The sequence below is a fragment of the Flavobacterium hauense genome (genome assembly GCF_054457175.1).
This window is the reverse complement of sequence record NZ_JBTKVX010000022.1, coordinates 15,923-28,727: the sequence shown is the minus strand read 5'-3', so window position 1 is coordinate 28,727 and position 12,805 is coordinate 15,923. Positions and strand designations below refer to the sequence as shown.

The window sequence follows — 12,805 nt, the reverse complement described above, 5'->3', positions numbered from 1 at the left end:
CAGTGTTTGTCCGAAACCGTACAATTGATGAAAAAAACACAGGCCAGCATTTTAATCATTGATGATCAGGAAGACATACTTTTTGCTGCTAAAATGGTCTTGAAAAAACATTTCGAGCAAATTTTTACCCTCAACGAACCTAAAAAAGCCATCAATACACTATCCGAAAACCAAATAGGCGTGGTACTTCTGGACATGAACTACCGCATTGGCTTCGAAGACGGACGCGAAGGAATTTACCTTCTGAAAGAGATAAAAACCTTCTCGCCACAAACTGTCGTGATACTTATGACAGCTTTTGGTAAACTAGAAACAGCTGTCGAAGGACTGAAACTTGGGGCATTCGATTACCTGCTGAAACCGTGGGAAAACGACAAACTAATAGAGACCGTAAAATCAGCAGTAAATGAAAGCCGCCGTGAAAGAAAACAGGAAGCAAAAAAAACCGAAAAAGACAGTTTTTTTATTGGTGAGTCAGCTGCCATTAAACGTGCTTATGCATTGGCAGAAAAAGTTGCAAAAACCGATGCTAACGTGCTTATACTCGGTGAAAACGGAACCGGAAAGTATGTAATGGCCAACCATATACATCAAACTTCCCAAAGAGCATCGCAGCCTTTCGTTCACGTAGATCTTGGTTCGCTTAATGATAATATTTTTGAGAGTGAACTCTTTGGCTATGCTAAAGGAGCTTTTACCGACGCAAAGACCGATACTGCCGGACGTTTTGAATCTGCCAATAATGGCACTATTTTCCTCGATGAAATTGGAAATGTACCACTACACCTGCAATCCAAGTTATTACAGGTTATACAAAATAAACAGGTTACAAGATTGGGTGAATCCAAAGCACGCCCGCTCAATGTGCGAATTATTACTGCAACCAATGCTGACCTTAAAGAACTGGCCTCTCAAAAAAACTTCAGGGAAGATTTGTATTATCGTATTAATACCATGGAAATTACACTGCCTCCGCTTAGGGAACGCAAGGAAGATTTGACAGCATTAGCTCAATTTCTGTTAAACAAGATGGCTGCAAAATATGATCGTAACGATATCAATCTGGCAGCCGAAGCCATGAAACAAATAGAGAGGCACATTTGGAATGGTAATATCCGTGAGATGGAAAACCGCATAGAACGTGCTGTGATCTTGTGCGATAATGATAGTATTACCTCTTCTGATCTTGACCTGGATGAAATTACAGAACAGGATGCTCCACAAGATGCACAATTATCAGATATGGAAAAGTCAGCGATTGAAAAAGCCCTTCAAAAGCATGGCCATAATATCAGCAAAGCAGCGGAAGAGTTAGGGTTGTCACGCGCCGCTTTATATAGAAGAATGGATAAGTATGAACTGGGTAAAAAATAGCGCATGAAATCACTAAAGATATATCAATTATTCTTTCTCCGCCTGCTGCTCATAATGATAACAGGAGGCATAGGCCTTTATGCAATAGTAAACAGCCTGTACTATACTGCTTTCTTTTGTCTCGTAGTTTGTATAATGCTATTTTTTGAGCTCTTCTCTTTCATCAGGAGTACCTACCTGTTTTATGATAAAACCATTACAGCTATACTCAACAACGACTTTACTGCCGATTTTTCAAGACACAGTAACTTTGATAATTACAAAAATCTCTTCAGGCTCTATGATACTCTTAAAAGCCGCCAACATGAACAGGTAACTAAAGACCTTGTTTACCGTTCTATCCTCAATAATATTGAGACCGGTGTTGTTATTTTGCATAAAGAAAGCGATGGATGGAGCATCTTTCTAATGAACGAATACTTCTCAGGCCATTTTCAAACACCGAAGGTATCTAAATGGAAATACCTTAAAAACCAACTCCCGGCACTTTGCGCCATCATAGAAGAAAGAAGCTTTGAAGATTTTCGTACTTCAGTGCAGATACGCATTGATAGTGAAGAAACTCAAACCTATATGTTGCAAACCTCAAAGAGTACCACTTTTGGGCAGGAGTATTACATAATACTTTTAGACTCTATCCAAAAAATAGTAGCTAAAAAGGAAAAAGAGGCCTGGATAAACCTCATGAAAGTAATTTCACATGAGCTGATGAACTCCATAACACCTATACGTTCGCTGACCCAAAATCTCAACGAACTTATTCAGCAGGAGACATTATCCCATGAAGATATTGAAGATATCAGGCAGAGTGTAAATACCATGATACACCGCAGCGACCATCTGCAAAACTTTATCGAGAGTTACCGCAAACTGGCAATGCTTCCATCTCCTAAAAAAGAAAGGATAGAGGTCAGTAAACTAATAGAGGACACACTTGCAGTTATGATGCCACTGTTCAAAAATGAAGGCATTACCATAAACAGCAACATCAGCCTTAATCGCTGGATCATGGCCGATGCTAACCAGATGGAACAGGCGCTTATCAATCTGCTAACCAACAGCATGTATGCACTTGAAACGAAGCCAATAAAGGAAATAAGCATAAGTACCGAAGTAAAGAACGACAGAACCTTTATCAGCATTTCTGATACCGGTTCAGGTATTGATAAGGAAATTGAAGACAAGATATTCCTTCCTTTCTTTACTACGCGTACTAACGGCGCCGGGATAGGCCTTACTTTATCTAAAAATATTATTGAAGCTCACGGAGGTTATCTAAGCTTTAAAAATGAAAATGAGGGAACAACCTTCTTACTGTCTTTGTTGTAGTAATGATTTAGCCGTTAGTGAAATGACAATTCAAAACTGATAATTGTCATTCTTTTTCTTCCGCAATGAGCATAGCTTTGTTACACTAAAACCAAAGTTATGTGTAATTCAATACTGCAAAAATATAACGTCCCCGGCCCCAGATATACTAGCTACCCTACCGTTCCTTATTGGGACAACGGTGGTTTTTCCGGCGAAGTATGGAAAGAAAATTTTATCCGCTCCTTTAATGAAAGTAATACCAAAGAAGGCATAAGTGTTTACATACACCTGCCTTTTTGCGAAAGCATGTGTACCTTTTGCGGATGCAACAAGCGTATCACCAAAAGACATGACACTGAAATTCCTTATTTAAAAGCCGTTCTTAAAGAATGGGCCATATACAGGAATCAATTTAAAGCAAGGCCGCTTATAAAAGAGCTGCATCTTGGTGGAGGTACACCTACTTTCTTTAGCCCCGAAAACCTTAAAAAACTGATTGAAGGCATATTTGAACTTGCCATTCCAGCTCCCGGGTATGAGTTTAGCTTTGAGGGACATCCAAATAATACTACCAGAGAGCATTTACAGGTATTATATAATCTTGGTTTCAGACGTGTGAGCTTTGGTGTGCAGGATTATGATGAAAAAGTACAGAAAGCTATCAACAGGATACAACCCTTCAGTAATGTGGCAAATGTAACGCTGTTAGCCAGGGAGATAGGTTACACCTCAGTAAGCCATGATCTGGTGTTTGGGTTACCTTTTCAAACCATGGAGAGCATGATAGACACCATTGAAAAAACTAAAGCACTTGAGCCGGACCGTATCGCTTTTTACAGCTACGCCCATACACCGTGGATGAAAGGTAACGGGCAACGTGGTTATGATGAAAATAACCTACCTAAAGATGAAGAAAAAAGAAGGCTTTATGAAATAGGAAAAATGATACTCAATAAAGAAGGATATCATGAACTGGGAATGGATCATTTTGCACTCGAAAACGACAGCCTTTACAAAGCTTATGAACAGGGCAAAATGCACCGGAATTTCATGGGATATAATTCTTCTAAAACCCAACTTATGATTGGTCTGGGTGTATCGGCAATAAGCGACAGCTGGTATGGTTTTGCCCAAAACGAAAAAAGCCTTGAAGATTATTACATGAGAATTGAAGAGAATGAACTGCCTGTTTACAGAGGGCATATACTTACCAATGAAGATCTGATTATACGCAAACATATATTGAATCTTATGTGCAGCTTTAAAACCTCATGGCATAATGAAGATGAATATCTGCCTGAATTGCTTACTATCATTTTAAGCCTCGAAGAAATGAAGAATGATGGTTTGATAGAATACAACAAAAACTGCATTAAAGTTACCGATAAAGGCAAGCCCTTTGTAAGAAACATATGTATGGCATTTGATTTAAGGATGCGAAGAAAAGTACCGGAAACCCAACTATTCTCGATGGTCATTTAATAAAAAAGTCTCCTTATCAGGAGACTTTTTTATTTGCAAACAGGTGCCTGCTGCACAAATAAATTCATATCAGATGGTGAGAGGAATGGAATTCCCAATCCGAGTCCGCGGACTATAAAAAGCATACCCATAAATGCCATTGCATAAGGTACCAGTTTGTTTAAAGTGTTACGCTGTAAAGGCGTAAAAATTCCACCGGCTAAAACAACCAGGCTCATTAATGGGATAGTACCTATACCATAAAACATCATATATAATGAACCATATCCTACACTCTGCATTGCTATAGCTCCAAATAACGCAGCATACACAAGTCCGCAGGGTAAAAAGCCATTTAACAATCCAACCATAAAAAAGGCTTTGTTGCTTTTTTGCCTCAACCTTCTGCCCAGCCCGGTTTTTACTTTAGATATGATTCGATAAACCGGTTTAGAAAAATTGTATTGCACAAATTTTCGTTCAGGAATCATCACAATGGCAATTATAGCAATGCCTGCAATAATCGATAATTGCTGCTGAAGCCCGGCTAAATAAAGGCCTTTACCCACAATTCCAAAAACCAATCCTAATGTACCATAAGAAAAAAGCCTGCCTGTATGATACAGCAATAATTGTATTACCCTTTTAGCCTCGTTGCTCCTGTCAAGCGGGAGCATCATAGCTATAGGGCCACACATGCCTATACAGTGCAGGCTTGATAACAAACCTAATATAAGTGCTGAAAAAAGCATCTTTATTCTCTATTTTAAAGTAAGTATCTCTTTATTAAGATAGTTTTTACCTTCATATTGCCAGTCGACAATGATGTCCCAACGGCCGCCTGCCAAATCACTTTTAGGTATGAGCAGATTAGACGTAGATAATGATATCCGGAAATCATTATCTAACTTTTGGTTAGACGGCCTGTAAAGGGACACTTTTCCTTTTATATCTTTTGGGTTAAAGCCTGACGGAAATACTATCAGGACACCATCTTTAGTATCCTCAATTGTTACTTTTTGAGGAAGCTTTGCTGCATTTTCTTCTTTATTGAGCACGTCCTGCAGTACTCTTTCCTGTTTATAGTAATCTTCCACTACCAGTTCGTTATCATATTTAGAATCGCTTTGTACCCTGAATACAAAAAAGAGTATAAAGCTCATGAATAGTGCAAATGCTATTATTATTCCTGTTCCCCAATTTATTTTCATAATGTTCGTTTTTTAATTAAAGGTTCTGGGTCCTAGAAAGTTGGTCGTTTCAGTATCAAGCTGTTTGTCACCGTCATATACCTCCAGCAGGATTTTTGTTTTATCACCTTCCAGCAAAGCCGGATTGATCTCTACAAACAGTGTTCCCTGCACCATGTTTTCGCGGGTTATTTTAAAGCTCTTTTGCCCCACCAATCTTACGTTTCCTTTTGGTGATTTCAACCTGAAGCTCACATTGTCAAAATCTTTTGCTGTCTTGTTTACGATCTTATAGGTATACACATTACTGATGTTATCTCCCTTATGTTCGAATAATTGCCCCGGCAGCCTTAACACAGTTGCTTCGACCTCATTCCTAAGGAAAAGCATTCCTATAAAGATTCCGGTAAGGATAGCCAGTACAGCGGTATAACCCTTCATTCTGGCAGTAAAGACAAACTTCTCCTTTTTGGTTATCTCATCTTCACTGGCATAACGGATAAGCCCTTTAGGAAAACCAACCTTATCCATAACTGAATTACATTCATCAATACATGCAGTACAATTGATGCATTCCAGCTGGGTACCGTTACGGATATCTATCCCGGTTGGGCAAACATTCACACAAAGCTTGCAGTCAATACAATCGCCTTTTCCAACAGTAAAACGGTCTTCGTTTTTAACCATTTTACCTCGTCCCGTCGCTCCCTCTCCCCTTTTATGGTCATAGGCGACGATAATTGATTTATTATCCAGCAAAACTCCCTGAAGCCTACCGTAAGGACAGGCAATAATACAAACCTGCTCCCTGAACCATATATAAATAAAGTAAAATACGGCCGTAAAAATGAGCAATGCTATTAAGGTACCCATATTATTGGCAGGGCCTTCGGTTACCATTTGTATAAGTTTGTCCCTTCCGGTAAGATAAGCCAGAAACACATTAGCAATCAGGAAGGAGATGATAAAAAAGATGACCCACTTTAGGCTTTTCTTCTTTACTTTTTCTGCATTCCACTCCTGTTTATCCAGCTTGATCTGCGCATTCCTGTCGCCTTCGATCCAATATTCTATACGCCTGAAAACCATTTCCATAAAAATGGTCTGTGGGCATATCCATCCGCAAAAAATTCTCCCAAATGCTACCGTAAATAGCGCAATAAACAATACCCCAATAATCATGGAGATAACGAACAGGTGAAAATCCTGCGGCCAGAAAGGAAATCCAAAAATGTTGAATCTCCTGTCTATAACATTAAATAATAAGAACTGGTTACCGTTAATTTTTACAAAAGGTGCCAGGAAAAGGAAGGCGAGTAAAAAATAGCTAACCCATTTCCTGTATTTAAATAATTTCCCCGAAGGCTTTTTCGGATAAACCCACACTCGTTTACCCTCGTCACTTACTGTGCCCAGCCTGTCGCGAAAATCGTCATTCTGTGCTATACTCATAGTTATTGTTTCTTATTTGGTAGCAGCTTCAGCCTTATCTTCCCATACATCTCCATCGGGAGCTTTTGGATCTTTAGGGTTTGACCCCTGAAGTGACAATACATAACTGGCTACCAATTGTATTTCAGACGGTTTCAGTGTACCTTTCCAGGCCACCATGCCTTTACCGTCACGTCCGCCTTCGGTTATTGTATGGAATACATTCTTGATTCCTCCGCCAAGAAGCCAGTACTTGTCAGTAAGATTTGGCCCAATAGCTCCACCGCCATCAGCCCTGTGACAGGCAACACAATTTGTTTCGAAAACCTTTTTACCAGCAGCAATATCACCTGCATCGGTAAGTAACGTTACCGAATTAGCATCTATAAGATCTTTAGCTGTCTTTTTGTATTCTTCAACGGCAAGCTTTGCTTCAGCCATTTCAGTTTTAAATTCAGCATCTTGGTCTTCTCCTTCAAAAACATGGTAACGCACCATGTAAACAACTCCAAAGAATACCGTTAAATAGAACAGGTTTACCCACCATGGAGGAAGTACGTTGTCCAATTCTTTAATACCATCATAGTCATGGTGCAAAAGGATCGAGCTTTCTTCTTCGATAGGCTTAGATTTAATAAACCATGCTTTTATTTTTTTATAGAGTTTAGTATCCTTAAATTCAATAGCTTCCTGTTCAGCCAGCCTGGCTTTCTGTTCTTCTGTCAGCAGGTTGTAATTTATTCTTTCGAGAGCACTATAGATAACCTCAAGAGCAATCTGAAAAAAGAGAAATGTTGCCAGGAATATCGATACTTCAGGATACTTTAAAAATGCAGGCCTGTCGCCACTGTCTATAAAATATTCAAGCGTCATGAACACCAGGGCAAACATTAACGGAAACCTTACATAAACCGGAAAAAACTTTTTCATACTGTTTAGTTTATAGTGTTATTTTGGTCATCACCATCAAGCGGAAGATTACTCATTTCAGCTATTTTTTCTTTCTTGTAGGTAAACACCCAGGTGTATAGTACCAGAAAGAAAATAAAAAATATAAGCAGTGATATTATTGGAAAGATCTCAACTCCCGAAATACTTTCCAGATTGTATTTTACAAACTTTAGCATGGCATTTATTTTTGAGTGTTATCGGCCGTTGTTTTAATCTTTATGTCAGTTCCCAATCGCTGCAGATAAGCTATAAGGGCAATGATTTCCCTGTCTTTCATTTCGGTAAACTGTTCACCTCTCGCAGCCGAAACTTTTTTGCTTTCCTCATAACTCTTCACAAAATCAGGATCGGCATGCAGGCTTTTCTCTATTTTGGCAGCCTGATCCTTAACTAATTTTGTTGCATTAGCAATCTCTTCTTCGGTATAAGGAACTCCAAGTTTTACCATAACCTCCATTTTCTTTTGGGTATCGCTATAATCCATTGGCTTGTTGTCAAACAACCATTTGTATGATGGCATTATAGAGCCTGCCGATGTACTTTGCGGATCCCACATGTGGTTAAAGTGCCAGTTATCACTGTACTTGCCTCCTATCCTCATCAGATCGGGACCTGTACGTTTTGATCCCCAAAGAAATGGGTGGTCATATACATATTCACCCGATTTTGAGTATTCGCCATAGCGCTCTACTTCAGACCTGAACGGACGTATCATCTGCGAGTGGCAGTTTACGCAGCCTTCGCGGATATACAGGTCACGGCCTTCAAGTTCCAGTGGTGTATATGGTTTTACAGTACTTATTGTAGGGATATTAGATTTCACCATGATAGTAGGAACGATCTGAATGATACCACCTATCAGGATAGCTACAGTTGCCAGCAATGCTAATTGAATAGGCCTTCTTTCCAGCCATGGGTGGAATTTCTCGCCTTTCATCCTTTTAGTAGTGATTCTCTCCAGTGCAGGGGCTTCAGCAGCTTCGTCTTCAATAGTCTGGCCTTGTCTTATCGTTTTGATGATATTGTAAACTAATACCAACATACCTATTACGAACAGTGTACCACCTATAGCCCTCATCCAGTACATAGGCATAATCTCTTTTACTGTTTCAAGGAAATTACCATACTTAAGTGTACCGTCAGGATTGAATTGTTTCCACATAGAAGCCTGTGTAAATCCGGCTACATATAGAGGCAGTGCATACAAGATAATACCCAGTGTACCTATCCAAAAGTGGAAGTTTGCCAGCTTAACAGAATATAGTGTGGTTTTGGCCATTCTTGGCACGAGCCAGTAGATAAGCGCAAAAGTCAAGAAACCATTCCATGCCAATGCACCTACGTGTACGTGAGCCACAATCCAGTCGGTAAAGTGGGCAATGGCATTTACATTTTTAAGCGAAAGCATAGGCCCTTCAAACGTTGCCATACCATAACCTGTAATAGCCACCACAAAGAATTTCAGGACTGGTTCAGTGCGTACTTTATCCCAGGCACCTCTTAGGGTAAGCAGTCCGTTGATCATACCACCCCATGATGGAGCAATAAGCATGATTGAGAATACTACCCCTAAGTTTTGTGCCCAGTCTGGCAGGGCTGAGTATAGCAAATGGTGTGGGCCTGCCCATATATAAATAAAAATTAGGGACCAAAAGTGGATAATTGACAGCCTGTATGAATATACCGGCCTGTTTGCTGCCTTAGGCAGAAAGTAATACATAAGCCCGAGGAACGGTGTAGTAAGGAAAAATGCAACAGCATTGTGACCATACCACCATTGTACAAGGGCATCCTGTACGCCTGCATATACTGAGTAGCTTTTCATTCCGCTTACCGGAAGAGCAAGGCTGTTGAAGATGTGCAGTACCGCTACAGTAATAAATGTTGCCAGATAGAACCAGATGGCTACATACAGGTGGCGCTCCCTCCTTCTCAGGATCGTACCTATCATATTAATACCAAATACTACCCAAACTACTGCAATGGCGATATCAATAGGCCATTCCAGCTCGGCATATTCTTTTGATGTGGTATAACCCATTGGAAGTGAAATGGCGGCTGCAACAATGATGAGCTGCCATCCCCAAAAGTTAATGTTGCTTAATAGATCGCTGTACATACGTGTTTTAAGCAGTCTTTGCATAGAATAGTAAATACCTGCAAATGTGGCATTACCCACAAAGGCAAAGATTACTGCATTGGTATGAAGGGGTCTTAATCTTCCATAACTTAGCCAGGAAACACCTTCGGTAAGATTAGGGAACATATACATAGAGGCTATCAAAAGCCCTACGAGCATTCCTACCACACCAAATAGAATACAGGCGTAGAGGAACTTTTTGACTATTTTATTGTCATAGTAAAATTGCTGCACTTCCATAGTTTAATTTGAGTTATCGTTTTTGTTTTGGTTTTTCTTCAGTTCATCATCAAAAAGCATCCGTACGGATGGTGTATAATCGTCGTCATATTGTCCGCTTTTCACAGCTTTTACAAAAGCTATGAAGAAGGAAACAGCAACTACGATACTGATGGAGATTAATAAATAGATTACGCTCATACCTCTTAAATTTATGTTAACAAAGCTATTGCCCGACACGTTCTTAAAACATGATATTTGTCATATCAGCCTGTTTTCTCTACTATTTTGACTGCTTTTTTGCAAAATAATTGCTCATTACAGTCACAAAGCTGATAATGGTTATAGTACTAAGCGGCATAATGATAGCAGCCGTTAACGGCAGAAGTTTTCCGGTAACTGCAAATGACAGTCCTACAACATTGTAGAGTAATGACAACGTGAAACTCATCTTAATGGTCCTAATGGTATTTTTAGACAACTTCATGAAGTAATTTATCTTAGTGAACTGCGAAGCATCCAGTATACCATCACAGGCAGGTGAAAAGACATTTACATTTTCGGATATTGATATACCTACATTGCTCTGTGCCAATGCCCCGGCATCATTAAGCCCATCGCCTACCATCATTACGTTATGTCCTTGTTGTTGCAGATTTTCGATGAACTGAAGTTTTTGCTCGGGTTTTTGGTTAAAAATAAGTTGCGTATCGGGAGGAAGGAGTTTTGACAAGGCTTCTCTTTCCCCTTCGTTATCACCCGAGAGTACTTTGAGGTTGTACTTGCCTTTAAGCTGATAAAACAGATTCGATAACCCGCCACGATAACTGTTGGTAAACACATATCTGCCGATACAATTTCTGTTTATTGAGATATACACGAGCGTTTGCGAAGCAGCATCTGATGTGCTGCCAACAAAATCAGCCGAACCTATCCTTATAAAAAAACCATTTACTACCCCCTCTATTCCCTGTCCTGTAGCTTCCCTGAAATCTTCTACAGGCAGTATGTTAGATTGTGGCAAATAATCATATAATCTTCGGCTCAGGGGGTGATTCGAACCTCTCAGCAATGATTTTATAAAGACAAGTTGTTTACTATCGGGCTCATCGCCATCAAAATATATCTCCGATTTTTTATTGGTCGTTATGGTACCGGTCTTGTCGAACACTATGGTATCTACTTTTGCCATCTGCTCTATGACCGTAGCATTTTTAAGATACAGTTTTCGGTTACCCATAATCCGTAGCACATTACCCAGTGTAAATGGCGCACTCAATGCCAGTGCACAAGGACAAGCCACAATAAGCACTGCTGTAAATACATTAAATGCTGTAGTAACATCAACAAAAATCCAGATAGAGAATGAGACTATCGCAATAAGCAGCAGTAAGGGTGTAAAATAGCGGCTTATGGTATCGGTAAGTGTCTTGTAGTTTTTAGTATCTTTTTTGGTAAAAACATCATTACTCCACAGTTGGGTAAGATAGCTTTGAGAAACTGAGCTTAACACCTCCATCTCGATAACTTCTTTCATCTGCCTGCCTCCGGCAAAAAGCTTATCTCCTGATTTTTTTTCTATCAGGGCTTCTTCGCCGGTAACAAAGCTGTAATCTATGGATGTGCTTCTGCTCATTAGTATACCATCGACAGGAATAAGCTCCTGGTTTCGGATAAGCAGCCTGTCGCCGGGAACAACATCATATACCGGAACTGACACCTCCAGGCCTTCCGACACAATTTTTGTTACCGCTATAGGAAAGTAGGATTTAAAGTCACGTTCAAACGATAGGAAGTTGTAAGTCTTCTGTTGAAATAACTTTCCTAACAGCATAAAGAAAACAAGCCCGGTAAGGGAATCGAAAAAACCCTGCCCGAAATCAAAAAGTATGTCAACTGTACTGCGCACAAACATAACCACAAGGCCAAGGGCAATAGGCACATCTATATTAAGCATTTTTGTGCGTAGGCTTTTCCATGCAGATACGTAGTAACCGCTAGCTGCATATAAAAAAGAAGGAAGTGCCAATGCAAAGATCAGCCACCTGAAAAAACCACGATAATTATCAAGCCAGTATTCTTCTACTTCAAAATATTCGGGAAAAGAAAGCAGCATGACATTGCCAAAACAAAAGAAAGCTACTCCTAATTTGTAAATAAGGTCACGGTCTACCTTTTTTTTGGTCGTCTCATAATTTTCAAGGCTTATATAGGGTTCATAACCAATTTTGCAAAGCAGTTCAACAATATTCTTTAGTGTTATACTATCAGGATTATAAACAACCCTTACTTTCTTTTCATGAAAATTAACCTGCGAATTACGTATTTCAGGATTTAACCTGTTAAGATTTTCAAGTATCCAGATACAAGAACTGCAATGGATGTGCGGAATGTAAAGTGACACTATTGCCGTACCGGATTCTTCGAATTCAAGAAGCCTTTTTACGATATCGGCATTATGAAGAAAATCATACCGCCCATTGATATCAAGTGGTGTGGCACCCGGAGTGCTTTCAAATTTGTAATAGTCAGTCAGCCCGTTAAGACTGAAAATTTCATATACGGTCTTACAGCCGTTGCAGCAAAACGATTTTTCATCAAAAATGATCTCGTCTTTTTTTACTACGTCTAATCCGCAATGAAAACAATTTTGCGTTTCCATATATTTTGCTCATTTACCTACAGCAAAATTGCACTACCGTTAAATAATAAAATATGATATTTATCA

At 39.5% G+C, this 12,805-nt stretch carries 11 protein-coding genes; 3 read left to right on the top strand and 8 right to left on the bottom strand.

The genetic code is table 11. The annotated features are described in order from the left end of the window. The first annotated feature begins 27 nt into the window (after nt 1–27). From ACX0HA_RS14795 to hemN, 3 genes are all read left to right on the top strand, one after another. A complete protein-coding gene (locus ACX0HA_RS14795; RefSeq protein ID WP_458846076.1) occupies nt 28–1,374 on the top strand; it encodes a sigma-54-dependent transcriptional regulator in 1,347 nt (448 codons plus the stop codon). A 3-nt stretch (nt 1,375–1,377) separates the two neighbouring features. Then, on the top strand, nt 1,378–2,703 hold the full coding sequence (locus ACX0HA_RS14790; protein ID WP_458846075.1) for a sensor histidine kinase: 1,326 nt from the start codon (nt 1,378–1,380) through the stop codon (nt 2,701–2,703). Nucleotides 2,704–2,802: 99 nt separating this feature from the next. Continuing rightward, entirely contained in the window at nt 2,803–4,167 is a 1,365-nt protein-coding gene (gene hemN / locus ACX0HA_RS14785) for an oxygen-independent coproporphyrinogen III oxidase (RefSeq protein ID WP_458846074.1), read from the top strand. Between the two features lie 29 nt (nt 4,168–4,196). On the opposite strand, the gene ACX0HA_RS14780 is transcribed toward hemN, so the two are convergent. The 8 genes from ACX0HA_RS14780 to ACX0HA_RS14745 all read right to left on the bottom strand — a co-directional run bounded on the left by ACX0HA_RS14780 (nt 4,197) and on the right by ACX0HA_RS14745 (nt 12,739). Then, nucleotides 4,197–4,898: a sulfite exporter TauE/SafE family protein gene (locus tag ACX0HA_RS14780; protein ID WP_458846073.1), complete on the bottom strand. Its 702-nt coding sequence runs from the start codon at nt 4,896–4,898 to the stop codon at nt 4,197–4,199. 9 nt (nt 4,899–4,907) lie between these two features. Continuing rightward, complete coding sequence (locus ACX0HA_RS14775) at nt 4,908–5,357, bottom strand: FixH family protein (protein WP_458846072.1); 450 nt, start codon at nt 5,355–5,357, stop codon at nt 4,908–4,910. A gap of 12 nt (nt 5,358–5,369) precedes the next feature. Beyond that, nucleotides 5,370–6,788 carry a cytochrome c oxidase accessory protein CcoG gene (ccoG, locus tag ACX0HA_RS14770; protein ID WP_458846071.1) on the bottom strand — a complete coding sequence of 473 codons (1,419 nt, stop codon included), beginning with the start codon at nt 6,786–6,788 and terminating at the stop codon, nt 5,370–5,372. A gap of 12 nt (nt 6,789–6,800) precedes the next feature. Then, complete coding sequence (locus tag ACX0HA_RS14765) at nt 6,801–7,697, bottom strand: cbb3-type cytochrome c oxidase N-terminal domain-containing protein (RefSeq protein ID WP_458846070.1); 897 nt, start codon at nt 7,695–7,697, stop codon at nt 6,801–6,803. A 5-nt stretch (nt 7,698–7,702) separates the two neighbouring features. Continuing rightward, on the bottom strand, nt 7,703–7,894 hold the full coding sequence (locus ACX0HA_RS14760; RefSeq protein ID WP_458846069.1) for a CcoQ/FixQ family Cbb3-type cytochrome c oxidase assembly chaperone: 192 nt from the start codon (nt 7,892–7,894) through the stop codon (nt 7,703–7,705). 5 nt (nt 7,895–7,899) lie between these two features. Further along, nucleotides 7,900–10,098 carry a cytochrome-c oxidase, cbb3-type subunit I gene (ccoN, locus tag ACX0HA_RS14755; protein ID WP_458846068.1) on the bottom strand — a complete coding sequence of 733 codons (2,199 nt, stop codon included), beginning with the start codon at nt 10,096–10,098 and terminating at the stop codon, nt 7,900–7,902. Between the two features lie 3 nt (nt 10,099–10,101). Continuing rightward, nucleotides 10,102–10,278: a cbb3-type cytochrome oxidase assembly protein CcoS gene (gene ccoS / locus ACX0HA_RS14750; RefSeq protein ID WP_458846067.1), complete on the bottom strand. Its 177-nt coding sequence runs from the start codon at nt 10,276–10,278 to the stop codon at nt 10,102–10,104. A gap of 82 nt (nt 10,279–10,360) precedes the next feature. Next, the gene (locus ACX0HA_RS14745; RefSeq protein WP_458846066.1) at nt 10,361–12,739 is read right to left on the bottom strand and encodes a heavy metal translocating P-type ATPase; all 2,379 of its coding nucleotides are present in this window, start codon (nt 12,737–12,739) and stop codon (nt 10,361–10,363) included. Nucleotides 12,740–12,805 lie beyond the last annotated feature (66 nt).